We start from the raw sequence: 18866 nt of genomic DNA on the forward strand, positions 1-18866 counted from the left end.
GGCGCGACACCGTGTCGACCCGTCACGCCATGAAGCGCCCGCGGTGCCGCGAAGTCCACGCGTGCGGGGGGTGGTTTCCTCGCCCCCGCCGCCCCTGCCCTTCCCGTCCCGGGGGCTCCGCCCCCGTACCCCCGCTCCTCAAACGCCGGATGGGCTGATTTCACGACACCCACGACGATCACTGGGCGGGCTCGTCTCCTGAGCCCGCCCGGCGATGACGGACCGGGTCCGAGATCAGCCCTCCAGCGACGTCATCACGTGCTTGATGCGCGTGTAGTCCTCGAAGCCGTACGCCGACAGGTCCTTGCCGTAGCCGGACCTCTTGAAGCCGCCGTGCGGCATCTCCGCGACCAGCGGGATGTGGGTGTTGATCCAGACGCAGCCGAAGTCGAGTTTCTTGGACATGCGCATGGCGCGGCCGTGGTCCTTGGTCCAGACGGACGAGGCGAGGGCGTACTCCACGCCGTTGGCCCACTCGACGGCCTGGTCCTCGTCGGTGAAGGACTGGACGGTGATGACCGGGCCGAAGACCTCCCGCTGGATGATCTCGTCGGTCTGCTGGAGGCCGGAGACAACGGTCGGGGCGTAGAAGTAGCCCTTCTCGCCGACCTGGTGACCGCCCGTCTCGACCTTGGCGTGGGCAGGGAGCCGCTCGATGAAGCCGGAGACCTGCTGGAGCTGGTTCGGATTGTTGAGGGGGCCGTACAGCACGTCCTCGTCGTCCGGGAGGCCGGTCTTCGTCTCGGCCGCCGCCTTCGCCAGCGCCGCCACGAACTCGTCGTGGACGGACTCGTGGACGAGGACGCGGGTGGCCGCCGTACAGTCCTGCCCGGCGTTGAAGAAGCCCGCGACGGAGATGTCCTCGACGGCCTTGGCGATGGCCGTGCTGTCGAGGTCGTCGAAGACGACGACTGGCGCCTTGCCGCCCAGTTCCAGATGGACGCGCTTGACGTCCTTGGCGGCGGACTCGGCGACCGACATACCGGCGCGCACCGAGCCGGTGATGGAGGCCATGGCCGGGGTCGGGTGCTCGACCATCAGCCGGCCGGTGTCGCGGTCGCCGCAGATGACGTTGAAGACGCCCTTGGGCAGGATCGAGCCGAGGATCTCGGCGATCAGGACGGTGGAGGCGGGCGTGGTGTCGGACGGCTTCAGGACGACCGTGTTGCCCGCCGCGATCGCCGGGGCGAACTTCCACACGGCCATCATCATCGGGTAGTTCCACGGCGCGACCTGCGCGCAGACGCCGACCGGTTCACGCCGGACGATCGACGTCATCCCGTCCATGTACTCGCCGGCCGCGCGGCCCTCCAGCATCCGCGCCGCGCCCGCGAAGAAGCGGATCTGGTCCACCATCGGCGGGATCTCCTCGGAGCGGGTGAGCCCGACCGGCTTGCCGGTGTTCTCCACCTCGGCGGCGATCAGTTCCTCCGCGCGCTCCTCGAACGCGTCGGCGATCTTCAGCAGGGCCCGCTGACGCTCGGCCGGGGTGGTGTCGCGCCAGCCCGGGAAGGCCGCCGCGGCTGCCGCCATGGCGGCGTCCACGTCGGCCGGTCCGGACAGCGGAGCGGTCGCGTACGCCTCGCCGGTCGCGGGGTTGACCACCTCGGTGGTCCGTCCGTCGGCGGCGTCCCGGAACTCACCGTCGATGTGGTTGCGCAAACGACGCAGCTCGGTGCTCACTGCCGGCCTCCTGTCGGGTTGGGTCGGGGTTGCCTCGGGGTACTTCACGCATTCCCACTGCGGGTGGATGCGGGTCTGACCGGTCCCGGCGAGCGTGACCGTCCAGTCACTGAGACACCCACCCTAATCGTCAGGTCCACGTTTTCAACACCCTCGATCGGAGCAATACTACGGATTCCGCAAGTCTCAGCCGCGTAAACAACGAATTTCATCGCTACGGCCTTGCGAAACCGTCGAGAGGTCGTGCACAGTGAGGCCGTGGCCAGTCGAAGCGCAGAACCGAGGGACTCCCGCGAGTCCAGGAACGGCACCCCCCATCTGGACGCCGTCTCCCTCGCCATCATCGAGCAGCTCCAGGAGGACGGCCGCCGGCCGTACGCCGCGATCGGCAAGGCCGTCGGCCTGTCAGAAGCGGCCGTGCGCCAGCGCGTCCAGAAGCTGCTCGACCAGGGCGTGATGCAGATCGTCGCCGTGACGGACCCGCTCACCGTGGGCTTCCGCCGCCAGGCGATGGTCGGGATCAGGGTCGACGGCGAGCTCGAACCGGTGGCCGACGCGCTGACCGCCATGCCGGAGGTCGAGTACGTGGTGATGACCGCGGGCTCGTTCGACGTCCTGGTCGAGATCGTCTGCGAGGACGACGACCACCTGCTGGACGTCATCAGCAAACGCATCAGGGCGCTGCCCGGCGTGCGCTCCACCGAGAGCTTCGTCTATCTCAAGCTCAAGAAGCAGACCTACATGTGGGGAACCCGATAACCGTGACCTCATCCGTGCCCTCGAAGGACCTCAGCCGAACCGCGTACGACCACCTGTGGATGCACTTCACCCGCATGTCCTCGTACGAGAACTCCCCTGTGCCGACGATCGTCCGCGGCGAGGGCACCTACATCTACGACGACCGGGGCAGGCGCTACCTGGACGGTCTCGCGGGTCTGTTCGTGGTCCAGGCCGGTCACGGCCGCACGGAACTCGCCGAGACGGCGTTCAAGCAGGCCCAGGAGCTGGCGTTCTTCCCGGTGTGGTCCTACGCCCACCCCAAGGCCGTGGAGCTGGCCGAGCGGCTCGCGCACCACGCGCCCGGCGATCTGAACAAGGTCTTCTTCACCACGGGCGGCGGCGAGGCCGTCGAGACCGCCTGGAAGCTCGCCAAGCAGTACTTCAAGCTCGTCGGCAAGCCGACCAAGTACAAGGTGATCTCCCGCGCGGTCGCCTACCACGGCACCCCGCAGGGCGCCCTGTCGATCACCGGTCTGCCGGCCCTGAAGGCGCCCTTCGAGCCGCTGGTGCCGGGCGCGCACAAGGTCCCCAACACCAACATCTACCGCGCCCCGATCCACGGCGACGACCCCGAGGCGTTCGGCCGCTGGGCCGCCGACCAGATCGAGCAGCAGATCCTCTTCGAGGGCCCGGACACCGTCGCCGCGGTCTTCCTGGAGCCCGTGCAGAACGCCGGCGGCTGCTTCCCGCCGCCGCCCGGCTACTTCCGGCGGGTGCGCGAGATCTGCGACAAGTACGACGTGCTGCTCGTCTCGGACGAGGTCATCTGCGCCTTCGGCCGCCTCGGCACCATGTTCGCCTGCGACAAGTTCGACTACATACCGGACATGATCACCTGCGCCAAGGGCATGACCTCGGGCTACTCCCCGATCGGCGCGTGCATCGTCTCCGACCGCCTCGCCGAGCCCTTCTACCAGGGCGGCAACACCTTCCTGCACGGCTACACCTTCGGCGGCCACCCGGTCTCCGCGGCCGTGGGCCTGGCGAACCTGGACCTCTTCGAACGCGAGGGCATCAACCAGCACGTCCTCGACAACGAGGCCGGGTTCCTGTCCACCCTCGAGAAGCTGCACGACCTGCCGATCGTCGGCGATGTCCGCGGCAACGGCTTCTTCTACGGCATCGAGCTCGTCAAGGACAAGGCGACGAAGGAGTCCTTCGACGAGGAGGAGACCGAGCGCGTCCTCTACGGCTTCCTCTCCAAGGCCCTCTTCGAGAACGGCCTGTACTGCCGTGCCGACGACCGCGGCGACCCGGTCGTGCAGCTCGCCCCGCCGCTGATCTCCGACCAGGGGACCTTCGACGAGATCGAGCAGATCCTGCGGGCGACGCTCACGGAGGCGTGGACGAAGCTCTGAACCTGGCCGCACACACCGCCCGCGGTGTGATCGGCTGATCCTGCGACAACTCCGGCCCCGGCGCCGTCCGTTCGAGTGAGAAACGGCGGCCCGGGGCCGCGTGCTGTCCGGTGCGGCGCCGCCGCCTGCCTAGCGTGCCCACCAGTGACCGATCGGCCCTGCCTTCGTTCCCCCGTAAGGGGGACTTCGCTTTCCACACACGGCGTTCGCACAGCGTTCGCACGGCATTTCGCACTGCATTTCGTACGGCATTCCTGATCTGAACCGAGGTGTACGCGATGGTGGCCCCGCCGGACAACGACGTGCTCTGGACACGGTCCCTGCACTTCACCCACCCCGACGGCTCGCCCGCGCTGAGCGGTGTCTCGCTGGGTGTCCGCGAGGGCGAGATCCTCGCCCTGGGCGGCCCGCGCGGCAGCGGCAAGACAACGCTGCTGCGCTGTCTGTCGGGGCTCGCGCGGGTGCAGCGGGGCGAAGTGTGGTTCAACAGCAAGCCGGTGCACACCATGGGCCCGCTCGCCCGGGAACGGCTGCGCCGCGACCGCTTCGGCTGGATCGACCCGGCGCCGGTGCTGGTGCCCGAGCTGACCGTCTGGGAGAACACCGCTCTGCCCCTGATGCTGCGCGGCACCAGCCGCCGCCGGGCCAGGACGGCGGCCGAGGAGTGGCTGGACCGTCTCGACGTCGGTGACACGGCCCGCAAACGCCCCGGCGAACTGCGGCAGGCCGAGCGCCAGCGCGTCTCCATCGCACGGGCCCTCGCCCCCTCCCCCACGGTGCTGTTCGCCGACGAGCCGACGGCCCCGCTGCACCGCGCCGACCGCGGGCATGTGCTGCGCACGCTCACCACGGCGGCCCGCTCGCACGGCATCACCGTCGTGCTCGCCACCCACGACGCGGAGACCGCGGCGCTCGCCGACCGCACGGTGCCGCTGCTGGACGGGCGGTGCGTGACGACCGTGCATCTGCCACCGGTCACCGAGACGGAGGGCCGGGCCGCGTGCTCGCTCTCCGTCTGAGCCGCGGCGCGCGGCCCGCCGTACAACTGCGCCGGCTGCTGGTGGCGGTGGCGTCGGCGGGCACCGCCTTCCTGCTGCTGTGCGTGCTCGGCCACGCGGTGGGCCATCCGCAGGCGGCCGGCGCGTCGGCGCTGCGGCTCGCCTGGTGTGCGGTGCCGCTGGCCGCCACCGTGTACCTCGCGGTCGCGGTGGCCCGCACCGACCCCGGCACCCGGCCGCGCCCCGGACTGTCCGCGATCGGGCTGGGCCCGGGGCGGCTGATGGCCGTCTCGGCGACCACGACCGCCCTCGCGGGCACGCTGGGCTCGGCGGTCGCCCTGCTCTGCTTCCTCCAGCTGCGCGGCGACCTCACCGCCCTGCCGCTCGCCGGCACGGCCGCCACCGACTTCCTCGCGGCAGGCCTGCCCCTTCCGGTGCCGGGCGCGGTGACCCTCCTCGCGCTGCCACCGGTGACGGCGTCGCTGGCGGTGGCGATGGTCCTGCGGCCACGGGAGAAGCGGCGGAGGCCGGCGGGTGGCGGTACGGCAGCGTCGTACGGGCGTTTCGGCTGGCGGCGCGGGCCGGGGCAGGGCGCGGGCCGGGCCGGTGAGGGGGCCGTTGACGGCGCCGGAACCGGCACTTCGGTCCCGCCCCCGCCGTCGCCGTCGGCCTCGTCCTCGTCCTCGCCCTCGCCCGAAAGCGCGGCGGGCTCGGCGGACGCGGCAGACCCGGCGCCCGCACCCCCCGCCTGGGCCGGGGCCCTCCCCGCCGTGCCAACGCCCGCGCCGCCGCAGCCGGCGCCGCACGAAGCACCCCGTGGACTGCCCTGGGGGATCGCCGTCACCGCCGCCGGGCTGACCGTGGAGTCCTATGCGGGCCGCGCCTCCGCGCCGGGCGGGGTGACCATGCCCGGCGGGCTCGCGGGCGGCCCCGCCGGGGTGCTCGTCGGCTGGCTGCTGACCGCGCTGGGGCTGGCCCTGGCCGGTCCCGGGCTGACGTATCTCTCCGGTCGGCTGCTCCAGGCCGTGCGCCCCGGCCCCCTCCGGCTGCTCGGCGGACGAGTCCTGATGGCGGAGGCGCACCGGATCGGCCGTCCGCTGGGCGTGGTGTGCGCGGTGACGGCGGGCGGGTACGCGATGAGCACGCTGCACGGTCCGGGCGGCCCCGCGTTCGGCCCGCTGACCGTCCTGGGCGCGCTGCTCGTCACCGGGTGCACGGTCGCGACGCTGCTGACCGCCGCCGTGGAGGCCAGGCTGGCCCGCGCGGACACCATGGCGGCCCTGCTGCGGCTCGGCGCCCCGGCGACGCTGCTGCGCAGCGCGGCGCTGCTGCGCGCGGGTGCGCTGCTCGCCGTGTTCGGGCCGCTCACCGTGGCCGTGGCGTCCCTCGCGGCGCTCCCGCTGACGTCGTAGGCGCGTCCGGCGACGGGAATTCCCGGACCGCCGATGAGTTCTTCGGCGGCCCCGGGTCTACCCACCGAACAGACCACCGAACACCACCGAACACCGCTGAACGCCATCGGAAGCCACCGGAAGCCACACGGCGGTGAACGGCACGATGCCACGGGAGGCCCCATGTACCAGCAGATGATCTTCGTGAACCTGCCCATCGACGACGTCGACGCGTCGAAGAAGTTCTTCACCGAGCTCGGCTACACGATCAATCCGCAGTTCACCACCGACGACTCCGTCTGCGTCGTGATCAGCGACACGATCGTCGCGATGCTGCTGAGCAAGCAGCGCTACTCGGACTTCACGGACAAGGAGATCGCCGACTCCGCCCGGACCAGCGAGGTCCTGCTGTGTCTGAGCGCCGAGAGCCGCGAGAAGGTCGACGAGCTGGTCGACAAGGCGATCGCGGCGGGCGGCACAGCCACCTCGGAGGCGATGGACCACGGCTTCATGTACGGCCGTTCCTTCGACGACATCGACGGCCACACCTGGGAGATCATGTGGATGGACCCGGCGGCGGTACAGGGCTGAACCGACCGTCCTCGTAGAGGGGACACCCAGAGGGGACACCTAGAGTGGGCGGGTGCTTCCGATACCCGCCCAACCCCATCGCGCCGCCCACGACCGCGAGATAGAGTCCCTCGCCGAGTTCGACGAGGTCGTCGCCGCCGAGGGCACGCTCGCCCGGTACCGAGTGCAGGCCGTCGATCTGACCGGCCGCACAACGGACTTGCTCACCTTGGACACCGAGGGCGCCGTGTTCCTCGGCTGCCCCATGGACCCCGACGCGGCCGCCCGGGTGCGGTCCGCCGGGGCCCTGGTGTTCCCGCCGGTGCCCGGACTGCCCTTCGACCCGTACCGGGGGTTCGTCTACACCCCCGAGGAACTGTTCGAGTCGCTCGGCAAGGACGGCTACGAGGCGACACCGGACGCCCGCGCGTACGCCTGGTTCCAGCGGACGAAGGCCGACGGCGACGTCTTCGCGTCGATGCTGCGTGCCGTCCACGACGACGCCGTCTCCGACGCGCTCGACGAACTCCTCGTCGGGGCACGGGTGGTGGGCGTGATGGGCGGTCACGCGATGGCGCGCGGGACGGCGCGGTACGGCGCTGCCGCGCACCTCGGCCGTGAACTGGCCCGCGCCGGCTACACGGTGGCCACCGGAGGCGGCCCCGGCGCCATGGAGGCGGCCAACCTCGGTGCGTACCTTGCCCCGTTCGACGATTCCGCGCTCGACGAGGCGCTCCCGCTGCTGGCGGCGGCACCCAACTTCGCACCGTCGGTGAGTGATTGGGCGGGCGCCGCCTTCGACGTGCGCAAGCGGTGGCCGGACGGCGAGTCGTCCGTCGGTATCCCGACCTGGTTCTACGGCCATGAGCCGCCGAACGCGTTCGCCTCGCACATCGCCAAGTACTTCGCCAACGCCACCCGCGAGGACGGCCTGTTGGCCCGTTCCAACGCCGGGGTGGTGTTCCTGCCGGGCGCCGCCGGGACCGTACAGGAGATCTTCGACAACGGGACGCCGAACTACTACGAGTCGCGCGGCGAGCCCACTCCGATGGTGCTCGTCGACCGGGCGCACTGGACCGAACGGCTTCCCGCCTGGCCGTTGTTGCAGGCTCTGGCCCGCGGGCGGGCGATGGAGTCCCATATAGCCCTTGTCGACCGGATCGAGGAGGCTCCGGAGGCGTTGAAACGTCTCGCCGGGCAATGAGAGGGTAAAGTCAACACCCTTTGCGGACATTGACGTTGACACCCCTTACGGCGTCCTTATAGACCTGTGAGTCACCTGGGGGTGGTGGAACCTCAGTGCTGCCCGGGTCCGAGGGACAGGTCCCGCGCGTGCCGTGGCGTCGCTGTCACCGCCCCCTCAGCCCCCCGCAATTGCGCATCCCGTGAAGGGCACAGTGGCCATCACTTCCATATCCCGCCGCACCGCACGCTCCGTGCGCATCCTCGGTGTCGCCGCCGGCTCGGCCGCGCTCGCGCTGAGCGCCGCCGGAAGCGCGCTCGCGTGCAACATCAGTGAGTTCTCCGCCGAAGCCACGTGCAACGGCTCCAAGGGTGTCATCACCGTCACCGACAAGGACGCCTCCGGCACCCCCGCTGTCGTCACCGTGTTCCTGGAGAACAACGGCGCCGACGCCAAGCAGGTCGGCAAGCCGACGAACGTCAAGGGCTCGCGCGAGGGTGTCGCCATCACCTTCGAAGAGGACTGGCAGCCCAACGCCGTCTACCGCGTCCATGTGAAGGCCGGCAACGTCGTCGACCAGGACATCAAGCCGAACCTGACCACCCCGTCCAAGGCCTGCACGACCGAGGACACCCCGACCCCCTCTCCCAGCCAGTCGGACTCGGCGTCGCCGTCGCAGTCCGCCTCCACCCCGGCCGGGTCCAACACCCCGACCCCGTCCGCCTCCGAGAGTTCGAGCACCGCGCCCGCGGGCACCGCGAGCAACGCGCCCTCTCCGGCGGCCGGTGACTCCAACCTCGCCGAGACCGGTGCGAGCTCCAACACCGGTCTGATCGCCGGCATCGCGGCCGCCCTGGTCATCGTCGGCGGCGGTGCCGTGTTCTACGGCATGCGCCGTCGCGGTGCGAACAACGGTCGCTGATACGCCGTAGTCCGAGGTCGCGTGCGGCCCGTTCCCTTCAACGGGGGCGGGCCGCATGTGCGTTGACGGACGGGGCGCGGTTCACGAGCAGGTCAGTCCAGTACGACGGCCTCGGACGCGTCGAACTCCACGCCGACCGCCGCCCCGGGCTCCGGCGCCTCCCGCAGCGCGCAGGCCGCCTCCAGGGGCGGGCCGCCGTCCTCGGGGCGCAGCCGGACCGCGACATGGGTGCCCTTGAAGGTGCGGGCGGTCACCGTGCAGCGCAGGCCCTCGCCGACCGCCACGAGCCGTACCCCGGCGGGCCGTACGAGCAGGGTGCGGGCGCCCTGCGGGGCGTCCTCGGGCACCGGGACCTTGCCCCACGGAGTGACCGCCACCGTACCGGCGACGGTCGCCGCCACGACGTTGTCGAAGCCGAGGAAGCGGGCCACGAACTCGTCCGCCGGGCGCTGCCACACCTCAAGGGGCGTGCCGGACTGGGCGATCCGCCCGTCCCGCATCACCACGACCCGGTCGGCCAGCGCGAACGCCTCGCTCTGGTCGTGCGTCACGGCCAGCACGGTGGTGCCCAACCGGCCGAACAACTCGCGGAGTTCGACGACCAGCCGGTCCCGCAGCGAGCGGTCGAGCTGGCCCAGCGGCTCGTCCAGCATCAGCAGCCGGGGCTGCGGCGCGAGGGCCCGGGCCAGGGCGACACGCTGCTGCTCACCGCCGGACAGCGCGGCCACGGCCCGCCGGGCGGCGCCGGGCAGCCCGACCATGTCCAGCAACTCGGCGACCCGCTCAGCCTGTCCGCCGCGTGAGGCGCCGTGCATCCGCAGCCCGAACGCGACGTTGCCGCCCACGTCGCGCTGCGGGAAGAGCTGGTGGTCCTGGAACATCAGCCCGACCCCGCGCCGGTGCGCGGGCACTCCCGACTGGTCCCGCCCGTCGAGCAGCACCCGCCCGGCGTCGAGGGGTTGCAGCCCGGCCACGGTTCGCAGCAGCGTGGACTTGCCGCTGCCGCTGGGCCCGAGCACGCACACCACCTCGTGCTCGGCGACATCGAGGTCGACGGCGTCCAGCACCGGCCGCCCTGCGAACCGTACCGTCGCGCCCTTCAGGCTCAGCAGCATCAGAACTCCCCCGTCCGGTCGGTGCGCAGGCGCTCCAGGACGAGCAGCGCCACCGCGCACACCAGCATCAGAATCGTCGAGAGGGCCATCGCCTGGCCGTAGTTGAGATCACCGGGCCGTCCGATCAGCCGGGCCACCGCCACCGGGAGGGTCGGCCGGTCGGGCCGCGCGATGAACACGGTCGCGCCGAACTCGCCCAGCGACACGGCGAACGCGAACCCGGCGGCGACCAGCAGCGCCCGCCGCACCATCGGCAGATCGACCTCCCGCCGCACCCGCCACGGCGACGCCCCGAGCACCGCCGCCGCCTCCCGCAGCCGGGTGTCCACGGCGCGCAGCACCGGCAGCATGGTCCGCACCACGAAGGGCACGCCGACCAGCGCCTGGGCGAGCGGCACCAGGATCCACGAGGAGCGCAGATCCAGCGGCGGTTCGTCGAGCGCGATCAGGAAGCCGAAGCCGACGGTGACCGCGGAGACGCCGAGCGGCAGCATCAGCAGCATGTCGAACCCGCGCACCAGGCGTCCGGCGTCGCGCCGGGCCAGGGCCGCGGCGGCGAGGCCGCCGATGAGGACGGCGATACCGGTGGCGGCGAGGGCGTACTGGAGCGAGGTGCCGATCGCGGTGATGGGCGCGACCAGGAAGGTCCCGCCGTCGTCACGGGTGAGGGCACGGTAGTAGCCGAAGTCCGGCGCGCCGAGGGACCGCTGGACCAGGACGGCGAGCGGCAGCACCAGCAGCACGGCGACGGTGGCGAGGACTCCGGCGAGCAGCGCCCACTGGCCGGCGCCGCGCGGCCGGCGGGCGGTGACGGAGGCGTCCACCAGCCGCAGCGCGCTCTCCCGGCGCCGTACCGTCCGGGCATGCACGGCGAGGATCGCGCCGACCGCCGCGAACTGGACGAGGGTGAGGACGGCTGCCGTGGACAGGTCGAAGATCTCGGAGGTCTGCCGGTAGATCTCGACCTCCAGGGTCGAGAACGTGGGGCCGCCGAGGATCTGGACGACGCCGAAGGAGGTGAAGGTGAACAGGAAGACGATCAGCGCGGCGGCGGCCACAGCCGGGGCCAGCGCGGGCAGGGTGACCTTCCGCCACGCGGCGAACGGCGAGGCGCCGAGCATCCGCGCCGCCTCCTCCTGCCGCGGGTCGAGTTGCGCCCACAGTCCGCCCACCGTGCGGACGACGACGGCGTAGTTGAAGAAGACGTGCGCGAGCAGGATCGCCCACACGGTGGTGTCGAGCCGTACGCCCCAGAGCTGGTCGAGGAGCCCGCCGCGGCCGACCAGCGCGAGGAACGCCGTACCGACGACGACCGTGGGCAGCACGAACGGCACGGTGACCACGGCCCGCAGCACCTGCTTGCCCGGGAAGTCCAGGCGCGCGAAGACATAGGCGGCGGGCAACGCGATCAGCAGGGTCAGCGCGGTGGACGCGAGCGCCTGCCAGACGGTGAACCACAGGACGTGCCGGATCCCGGGGTCGGTGACGACCTCCGGGATCCGGCCGAGGTGCCAGGACCCGCCGGTGTGCAGCCCGCGGGCCGTGATCGCGGCGACGGGGTAGGCGAAGAACACGCCGAAGAACGCGACGGGCAGGACCAGCAGCCCCAGCCGCGCCGCGCTGCTCCCGGCCCGTGGCCGCCGCGTCGTACGGCCCTCCTCGGCGGCCCGGGAAGCTACTTCAGGACGAGTGACGTCCACGACTTGACCCACTGGTCGCGGTTGGCGGCGATCTTGCCGGGCGTCATGGTCTCGGGATCCTTGGCGGCCTGGCCGTACTGCGTGAACTCGGCGGGCACCGCCGCCCCGCTCACGACCGGGTAGACGAACATGTTGAGCGGCATGTCCTGCTGGAACTCCTTGGACAGCAGGAAGTCGATGAACGCCTTGCCGCCCTCGGTGTTCTTCGCGTTGCTCAGCAGCCCGGCGAACTCGATCTGCCGGAAGCAGGTGCCGTACGACACCCCGGTCGGCGCGGTCTTCGGCCGCGGTTCGGCGAAGACGACCTCGGCGGGCGGCGAGGAGGCGTACGACACGACGAGCGGCCGGTCGCCCTTGGCCTTCTTGCCGCCGGCGGATCCGGAGAACTCCTGGTTGTAGGCCTGGTCCCAGCCGTCGACCACCTTGACGCCGTTGGCCTTGAGCTTCTTCCAGTAGCCCGTCCAGCCTCCGTCGCCGTAATGGGCGGCGGTGGCGAGCAGGAAGCCGAGGCCGGGCGAGGAGGTGGAGGCATTCTCGGTGACGAGGAGGTTCTTGTACTGCGGCTCGGCCAGGTCGTCGAAGGACTGCGGCGGGGTCAGCTTGTGCTTGCTGAAGTACGCCTTGTCGTAGTTGACGCAGATGTCGCCGTAGTCGATCGGTGTGACGCGGTGCTTGGCCTGGTCGAGCTGGTAGGCGGCGCCGACCGAGGCGAGGTTCTTGGCCTGGTACGGCTGAAAGAGGCTGTTGTCGAGGGCGCGGGAGAGCAGGGTGTTGTCGACGCCGAAGAAGACGTCGCCCTGCGGGTTGTCCTTGGTCAGGATCGCCTTGTTGACGGCCTGCCCGGCGTCGCCGCTCTCCAGCACCTTGACGGTGTAGCCGGACTGCTTCTCGAAGTCCTTGAGCACGCTCTTGGACACGGCCCATGAGTCGTGGCTGACGAGGGTCACGGTCTTGGAACTCGTGGAACTCGTGGAACTCTTCGTGTCGGACGACGCGCACGCGGACAGCGTGGCGATCGCCACCAGGCCGAGGCCGGTCGCGGCGGCGACACACGTTCTGTACTGCACTGAATTCCTCCTGGGGGTGACCAGGAAGAGACGCGGCCCTGCCCGGGCGCCCGCGGAGGAGATCCGCCGGTGCCCGGGCAGGGCGCAACAGCTCGAGTGATGACCGAACTTCCTACCCAGAATGACCTGGGCGAGGTTCAGAGGGTCTGCGGCCCGGGTGCCGCACTCTCAGCGCTGTGGCGCTCCCCTGTCGGAATATGGAGATGTGATGCCATATGGAGATGTGACGTCGGCACCCGCTGGTGCCGACGGCCCAAGATTACCGCTCGGTGCCGCGAGAGGTTACCGCTCGTGGCCGCGAGAGGCTACCGCTCGGTGGCTGCCAGAGGCTACCGCTCGGTGGCCGCGAGCTGACCACAGGCTCCGTCGATCTCCTGGCCGCGGGTGTCCCGGACGGTCACCGGAACCCCGTGCGCCGCGATCGCCTCGACGAACGCCTTCTCGTCCTCGGGCCGCGACGCGGTCCACTTCGAGCCGGGCGTCGGGTTGAGCGGGATCAGATTGACGTGCACGGGCCTGCCCTTGAGGAGGCGGCCGAGCCGGTCACCGCGCCACGCCTGGTCGTTGATGTCCCGGATCAGGGCGTACTCGATGGACAGCCGGCGGCCGGACTTCTCGACGTACTCCCATCCGGCGTCCAGGACCTCACGGACCGAGTAGTGCGTGTTCAGCGGGACGAGGGTGTCGCGCAGCTCGTCGTCGGGGGCGTGCAGGGAGATCGCCAGCCGGCACTTGAAGCCCTCGTCGGCGAACCGGCGGATGGCGGGCACCAGGCCGACCGTCGAGACGGTGATCCCGCGCTGCGAGAGGCCCAGCCCGTCCGGCGCGGGGTCGGTGAGCGCGCGGATGGCCCGCACCACCCGGTTGTAGTTGACCAGCGGTTCACCCATACCCATGAAGACGATGTTGCTCAGCCGCGCCGGGCCTCCGGGCACCTCGCCGTCCCGCAGGGCGCGCATCCCGTCGACGATCTGGTGCACGATCTCGGCGGCGGACAGATTGCGGTCGAGGCCCGCCTGCCCGGTCGCGCAGAACGGGCAGTTCATCCCGCAGCCGGCCTGTGAGCTGATGCACATGGTCACCCGGTCCGGGTAGCGCATCAGCACCGACTCGACGAGGGTGCCGTCGAACAGCCGCCACAGCGTCTTGCGTGTGGTGCCCTGGTCGGTGGAGACATGCCGGACGACCGTCATCAGATCCGGGAACAGCGCCTCGCGCAACTTGCCGCGCGAGGCGGCGGGGATGTCCGTCCACTCCTCGGGGTCGTGCGCGTACCGCGCGAAGTAGTGCTGCGAGAGCTGCTTGGCGCGGAACGGCTTCTCGCCCGCCTGGGCCACCGCCTCCTTGCGCTCGGCGGGCGTGAGATCGGCGAGATGCCGCGGCGGGCGGGCACCGCGGGGCACGATGAGGGTGACTTCTCCGGGCTTGGGCATGGTGCTATCAGTGTCGCAGATCGACTCCGGTGGCCTGTGCCCGGCGACCGGAGGCCCGTGCGGCACCCGTGCTGCGGCCGTGCTGTCTGTACCCGTGCTGTCTGTACCCGTGCGGTATCCGTCACCGCACCCGCGTCACCGCACCCGTCAGGCCGCGGTGGGCCTCAGGTGGTCCTTGAGGAGCTGCTCGTTGCGGGGCATCTCACGGCGGGCCTGGGGGCGGACCAGCAGCGGGAGCAGCACCTTGCCGATGCCGTGGCCCTCGAAATCGAGGTCCATCGTCATATGCGTACGGCGGCCGTCGTCGAGGGGGGCGACCTCGCCGTGGAACACTCCCCGGACCGGGCCGTCGATACCGCGCACCGTCCAGGCGTGGCCCGGCTCGTACTCGGTGCACTCCATGGTCATCGGGATCGTGCGGCGGCCTACGTGCCGTACGACGCGGACCTTGGAGCCGAGGCCGAAGGGGCGGTCGTCGAGCGGTTCCGCGGACACCGCGCTGGCCTGCCATTCCGGCAGGTGGGAGGGTTCGATGACATAGGCCCAGACGTCCTCGGGACGGCGGTCCAGGTCGAACTCGTCATGGAAGGCGGACATGGCGCCCTCCTTTCGGGTGGTCCCCGTTGAGGGCTTACTCCCGAATCGTCCCACTTGCCCGCCGCTTGGGCCATCCCCGGGGCGGGCAGGGTCGGTCGCGGTCGCGGCGGAGAGCGCCACCTCGGGCCGGGCCGGTCTGGGGCCGGGCCGGTCTGGGGCCGGGCCGGTCTGGGGCCGGGCCGGTCTGGGGCCGGGCCGGTCTGGGGCCGAGCCGGTCTGGGGCCGAGCCCGCTTCAGGCCGCCCGCTTCAGGCAGAGCCCGACTCGGCCCGAACCCCCTTCAGGCAGAGCCCGACTCGGGCTAACCCGCCTCAGGCCGAAACCCGTCTCAAGCCGAGCCGACGAACGCCACCATCAGCAGCCACGCCACCGGCGCGGTCGGCAGCAGCGAGTCGAGCCGGTCCATGATGCCGCCGTGGCCCGGCAGCAGGGTGCCCATGTCCTTGATGCCCAGGTCCCGCTTGATCATCGACTCGCCGAGGTCGCCCAGCGTGGCGCTGACGGCGACCGCCAGCCCCAGCAGCAGGCCCTGCCACCAGGCGCCGTCGTCGACGACGAACTGCATGCACAGCGCGCCCACCACCATGGCGAACCCCACGGCGCCGAGCAGACCCTCGCGGGTCTTGCCGGGGCTGATGCGCGGGGCGAGCTTGTGCCGGCCGAAGCGCCAGCCGACGGCGTAGGCGCCGGTGTCGCTGACGACGGTCAGCAGCAGGAAGGTCAGCACCCGCCAGGGGCCGTCGTCCGCCTTGAGCATCATGGCGACGAACGTGGCGAGGAACGGGACGTAGAACGCCGCGAAGACGCCCGCCGTCACATCCTTCAGATAGCCCTCCGGCGGCTGTCCCATCCGCCAGACCAGGACCGCGAGCGCGGTGAACGCCATCGTCACCCAGGCGCCCTGCGCTCCGCCCGCGTACCCGGCGACGACCATCCCGGCGCCGCCGACCGCGAGCGGCACCAAGGGCGCCTTGATCTCCTTGCGTTCCTGGAGCCTGCTGGTCAGCTCCCACAGGCCGACCACGACGGCGACGGCGACGACGCCGACGAAGACCGCCTTGACGACGAACAGGGACGCGACGACCAGGGCGCCGAGACCGACGCCGACGCCTATGGCCGCGCCGAGGTCCCGGCCCGCGCTCTTCTTCTGCGGGGCGGGCGCCGGCTGCGGGGCGTCGGGCATGGGCTCCGGATTCTGCTCGTCTCGGAACAAGGGGCCGCTCGTCCGAACGGCCCCCCGGCCGGCATCCTGGTCTCCGCCGTACGCGGGTACGTCGGGCACGATGGGCATGGGGCGAGTCTGCTGCGCCTCAGGCGCATCGTACGCGGGGACCGCCGGCACGGCCCCCGGGACCGGTCCGTGCACGGGGCCCTGCGCGGGCCCTGGCGCGGACGGCCCCCAGTACCCGGCCGGTGGCGGCGCCCCCCAGGAAGAGTCGTTCATCAGACTTCGAGCAGTTCCGATTCCTTGTGCTTGAGGAGCTCGTCCACCTGGGCGACATACTTCGCCGTGAGGTCGTCGAGCTCCTTCTCAGCGCGGCGGCCCTCGTCCTCGCCGACCTCGCCGTCCTTGATCAGCTTGTCGATGGCGTCCTTGGACTTGCGGCGCACGGAGCGGATGGAGACGCGGGCCTCCTCCGCCTTGTGCTTGGCGACCTTGATGTAGTCGCGGCGGCGCTCCTCCGTGAGCTCGGGGAACACCACCCGGATGATGTTGCCGTCGTTGCTCGGGTTGACGCCCAGGTCGGAGTCGCGGATCGCCTGCTCGATGTTGCGCAGCGCGGTCTTGTCGAACGGGGTGACGACCGCCATGCGCGGCTCCGGCACGGAGAACGAGGCCAGCTGGTTGATCGGCGTCGGCGCACCGTAGTAGTCGGCCACGATCTTGTTGAACATCGCCGGGTGCGCACGGCCGGTGCGGATCGCGGCGAAGTCCTCCTTGGCGACCACGACGGCCTTCTCCATCTTCTCCTCGGCCTCGAGGAGGGTCTCTTCGATCACCACTTGCTCCTGCGTGTCTTGAGTAAGGCCCGGCTGCGGTTCCTCGGTGGGGCGGCGGCCGGCTGCGTCGCGTCTTCTTCCTGCACGGTTCCCGACCGTCAGGACATTGTCCATCCCACGGCCGCGGCCCGTGACCGACCGGTCAGTGCCGGCTGCCCTGGTCACCCACGAGCGTGCCGATCTTCTCACCCTTGACGGCCCGTGCGATATTCCCGGCCGTCACCAGCTCGAACACGAGGATAGGCAGCTTGTTGTCGCGGCACAGGGTGATGGCGGTGGCGTCGGCGACCTTGAGGTCACGGGTGATGACCTCGCCGTAGCCGAGGGAGTCGAACTTGACGGCGTCCGGGTTGGTCTTCGGGTCGGAGTCGTAGACCCCGTCCACACCGTTCTTGCCCATCAGCAGGGCCTCGGCGTCGATCTCCAGGGCGCGCTGGGCGGCGGTGGTGTCGGTGGAGAAGTACGGCATGCCCATACCGGCGCCGAAGATCACCACACGGCCCTTCTCCAGATGGCGTACGGCGCGCAGCGGGATGTACGGCTCGGCGACCTGGCCCATGGTGATGGCGGTCTGCACCCGGGACTGGATGCCCTCCTTCTCCAGGAAGTCCTGGAGGGCGAGGCAGTTCATCACGGTGCCGAGCATGCCCATGTAGTCCGAACGGGCGCGGTCCATGCCGCGCTGCTGGAGCTCGGCGCCGCGGAAGAAGTTGCCGCCGCCGATGACGACGGCGATCTGTGCGCCGTCCCGGACGACGGCGGCGATCTCGCGGGCGATGGCGTGCACCACGTCGGGATCGACGCCCAGGCCCCCGCCGCCCGAGAATGCCTCCCCGGACAGCTTCAGCAGAAACCGGCCGTGTACTTTGCCGTCGTCGCTCTTCTGGGCCTTGGTGGTCATGGGGATCCCGCCTCTTTTACGTCGTGCACATACGAAGAAGGCCATTGCCGGTGGGGTCGCTTTTCGCTGCCCGTCCTCGGCAATGGCCTCCTCGTCAGATCTGCTGTCGTCCGTCACGCGCCCGCGTGACGGCGTACCCGGACGACTGTCTCCGACCCTATCGGGACGGCGCGCCGCTCGCGGTACGGACTCAGATGCCGACCTTGATGCGCGTGAAGCGCTTCAGGGTGACACCGGCCTCGTCCAGGACCTTCTGGACGGACTTCTTGTTGTCGAGCGCGTACGGCTGACCGAGCAGCGTCGCGTCCTTGAAGAAGCCGTTGAGACGACCCTCGACGATCTTGGGGAGGGCGGCCTCGGGCTTGCCCTCGGCGCGCGTGGTCTCCTCGGCGATCCGGCGCTCGGACTCGACGACGTCGGCCGGCACGTCCTCCTTGGAGAGGTACTTCGGCGCGAAGGCGGCAATGTGCTGAGCAATGCCCTTGGCGACAGCACCAGTCTCATCGGTCAGCTTGTCGAACTCGACGAGAACACCGATCTGCGGGGGCAGGTCGGGCATCGTGCGGTGCATGTACGCGGTGACGAAGCCGTCGGTGAACTGCGCGAAACGGTCCAGGACGATCTTCTCGCCGAGGTTGGCGTTGGCCTCGTCGACGAACGCCTGGACGGTCTTGCCGGGCTCGATCTCGGAGGCGAGCAGCGCCTCGAGGTCGGCCGGGGCGGCCTTCACGACGTGCTCGGCGATGGCGCGGGCCGCGGCCTGGAACTTGTCGCCCTTGGCGACGAAGTCCGTCTCGCACTTCAGCTCGACCAGCACGCCGGAGGAGTTGTCGTCGGCGATGATGGAGACCACGGCGCCGTTCTCGGCGGAGCGGCCCTCGCGCTTGGCGACGCCCTTCTGGCCCTTGATGCGCAGCGCCTCGACGGCCTTCTCGACGTTGCCGTCGGCCTCGTCCAGCGCCTTCTTGCAGTCCATCATGCCGGCGCCGGTGAGCTCGCGGAGCTTCTTGACGTCGGCGGCGGTGTAGTTCGCCATGAGTCTGTGAGTCTTTCTCGAGGTCTGGAAGATCGAAGATCAGGGTGTCCGCGGTCCGGCGTATCCGGGGCCGACGGCCCGCCGCTGACCTACGGGTGAACGGCGGGGGCGGACTGGATGTCGCCGCCCCCG

General features: G+C 70.8%; 17 protein-coding genes. 7 read left to right on the plus strand and 10 right to left on the minus strand.

Features of this window, described 5'->3' with window-relative positions; genetic code table 11:
• Nucleotides 1-234 precede the first annotated feature (234 nt).
• Entirely contained in the window at nt 235-1683 is a 1449-nt protein-coding gene (locus ACSYGN_RS11170) for a gamma-aminobutyraldehyde dehydrogenase (RefSeq protein WP_460394423.1), read from the minus strand.
• A 243-nt stretch (nt 1684-1926) separates the two neighbouring features.
• Here ACSYGN_RS11170 and ACSYGN_RS11175 point away from each other — a divergent pair, with 243 nt between their 5' ends.
• The 7 genes from ACSYGN_RS11175 to ACSYGN_RS11205 all read left to right on the plus strand — a co-directional run bounded on the left by ACSYGN_RS11175 (nt 1927) and on the right by ACSYGN_RS11205 (nt 8885).
• Nucleotides 1927-2442, plus strand: a complete 516-nt coding sequence (locus ACSYGN_RS11175; RefSeq protein WP_460394425.1) for an Lrp/AsnC family transcriptional regulator — start codon at nt 1927-1929, stop codon at nt 2440-2442.
• A gap of 14 nt (nt 2443-2456) precedes the next feature.
• Nucleotides 2457-3821, plus strand: a complete 1365-nt coding sequence (locus ACSYGN_RS11180) for an aspartate aminotransferase family protein (protein ID WP_460403379.1) — start codon at nt 2457-2459, stop codon at nt 3819-3821.
• Between the two features lie 278 nt (nt 3822-4099).
• Nucleotides 4100-4840, plus strand: a complete 741-nt coding sequence (locus ACSYGN_RS11185; protein ID WP_460394427.1) for an ABC transporter ATP-binding protein — start codon at nt 4100-4102, stop codon at nt 4838-4840.
• Complete coding sequence (locus tag ACSYGN_RS11190; RefSeq protein ID WP_460394429.1) at nt 4822-6231, plus strand: hypothetical protein; 1410 nt, start codon at nt 4822-4824, stop codon at nt 6229-6231. The genes ACSYGN_RS11185 and ACSYGN_RS11190 overlap by 19 nt, the downstream gene beginning before the upstream one ends.
• 162 nt (nt 6232-6393) lie before the next feature.
• Entirely contained in the window at nt 6394-6801 is a 408-nt protein-coding gene (locus ACSYGN_RS11195; RefSeq protein WP_460394431.1) for a VOC family protein, read from the plus strand.
• A gap of 52 nt (nt 6802-6853) precedes the next feature.
• Nucleotides 6854-7984, plus strand: a complete 1131-nt coding sequence (locus tag ACSYGN_RS11200; RefSeq protein WP_460394433.1) for an LOG family protein — start codon at nt 6854-6856, stop codon at nt 7982-7984.
• Between the two features lie 193 nt (nt 7985-8177).
• On the plus strand, nt 8178-8885 hold the full coding sequence (locus tag ACSYGN_RS11205) for an LAETG motif-containing sortase-dependent surface protein (protein ID WP_460394435.1): 708 nt from the start codon (nt 8178-8180) through the stop codon (nt 8883-8885).
• A gap of 92 nt (nt 8886-8977) precedes the next feature.
• Here the strand turns inward: ACSYGN_RS11205 and ACSYGN_RS11210 are convergent, their stop codons facing one another.
• The 9 genes from ACSYGN_RS11210 to tsf all read right to left on the minus strand — a co-directional run bounded on the left by ACSYGN_RS11210 (nt 8978) and on the right by tsf (nt 18734).
• Nucleotides 8978-10000, minus strand: coding sequence for an ABC transporter ATP-binding protein (locus ACSYGN_RS11210; RefSeq protein WP_460394437.1), 1023 nt, complete (start codon nt 9998-10000; stop codon nt 8978-8980).
• Entirely contained in the window at nt 10000-11601 is a 1602-nt protein-coding gene (locus ACSYGN_RS11215; protein ID WP_460403380.1) for an ABC transporter permease, read from the minus strand. Before ACSYGN_RS11215 ends, ACSYGN_RS11210 begins: the two co-directional genes overlap by 1 nt.
• A 74-nt stretch (nt 11602-11675) precedes the next feature.
• The gene (locus tag ACSYGN_RS11220; protein ID WP_460394439.1) at nt 11676-12767 is read right to left on the minus strand and encodes a thiamine ABC transporter substrate-binding protein; all 1092 of its coding nucleotides are present in this window, start codon (nt 12765-12767) and stop codon (nt 11676-11678) included.
• A 329-nt stretch (nt 12768-13096) separates the two neighbouring features.
• A complete protein-coding gene (gene rlmN, locus ACSYGN_RS11225; RefSeq protein ID WP_460394441.1) occupies nt 13097-14200 on the minus strand; it encodes a dual-specificity RNA methyltransferase RlmN in 1104 nt (367 codons plus the stop codon).
• A 147-nt stretch (nt 14201-14347) separates the two neighbouring features.
• Nucleotides 14348-14797 (minus strand): SRPBCC family protein, encoded by a 450-nt coding sequence (locus tag ACSYGN_RS11230; protein WP_460394443.1) that lies wholly within the window; start codon nt 14795-14797, stop codon nt 14348-14350.
• Nucleotides 14798-15124: 327 nt separating this feature from the next.
• Nucleotides 15125-16240 carry a phosphatidate cytidylyltransferase gene (locus ACSYGN_RS11235; protein WP_460394445.1) on the minus strand — a complete coding sequence of 372 codons (1116 nt, stop codon included), beginning with the start codon at nt 16238-16240 and terminating at the stop codon, nt 15125-15127.
• Nucleotides 16240-16797, minus strand: coding sequence for a ribosome recycling factor (frr, locus tag ACSYGN_RS11240; RefSeq protein ID WP_460394447.1), 558 nt, complete (start codon nt 16795-16797; stop codon nt 16240-16242). The genes ACSYGN_RS11235 and frr overlap by 1 nt, the downstream gene beginning before the upstream one ends.
• A gap of 142 nt (nt 16798-16939) precedes the next feature.
• Complete coding sequence (pyrH, locus tag ACSYGN_RS11245; RefSeq protein ID WP_460394449.1) at nt 16940-17698, minus strand: UMP kinase; 759 nt, start codon at nt 17696-17698, stop codon at nt 16940-16942.
• Nucleotides 17699-17888: 190 nt separating this feature from the next.
• Nucleotides 17889-18734 carry a translation elongation factor Ts gene (tsf, locus tag ACSYGN_RS11250; RefSeq protein ID WP_460394451.1) on the minus strand — a complete coding sequence of 282 codons (846 nt, stop codon included), beginning with the start codon at nt 18732-18734 and terminating at the stop codon, nt 17889-17891.
• Between the last annotated feature and the right edge of the window lie 132 nt (nt 18735-18866).

The sequence above is a fragment of the Streptomyces sp. YIM S03343 genome, assembly GCF_054729195.1.

Excerpts from the sequence above, each read along its gene's own strand:
- ACSYGN_RS11185 (WP_460394427.1), top strand. The coding sequence starts at position 4,100 with ATGGTGGCCCCGCCGGACAACGACGTGCTCTGGACACGGTCCCTGCAC.
- ACSYGN_RS11195 (WP_460394431.1), top strand. The coding sequence starts at position 6,394 with ATGTACCAGCAGATGATCTTCGTGAACCTGCCCATCGACGACGTCGAC.
- ACSYGN_RS11210 (WP_460394437.1), bottom strand. The coding sequence starts at position 10,000 with ATGCTGCTGAGCCTGAAGGGCGCGACGGTACGGTTCGCAGGGCGGCCG.
- rlmN (WP_460394441.1), bottom strand. The coding sequence starts at position 14,200 with ATGCCCAAGCCCGGAGAAGTCACCCTCATCGTGCCCCGCGGTGCCCGC.
- ACSYGN_RS11230 (WP_460394443.1), bottom strand. The coding sequence starts at position 14,797 with ATGTCCGCCTTCCATGACGAGTTCGACCTGGACCGCCGTCCCGAGGAC.
- ACSYGN_RS11235 (WP_460394445.1), bottom strand. The coding sequence starts at position 16,240 with ATGAACGACTCTTCCTGGGGGGCGCCGCCACCGGCCGGGTACTGGGGG.
- pyrH (WP_460394449.1), bottom strand. The coding sequence starts at position 17,698 with ATGACCACCAAGGCCCAGAAGAGCGACGACGGCAAAGTACACGGCCGG.
- tsf (WP_460394451.1), bottom strand. The coding sequence starts at position 18,734 with ATGGCGAACTACACCGCCGCCGACGTCAAGAAGCTCCGCGAGCTCACC.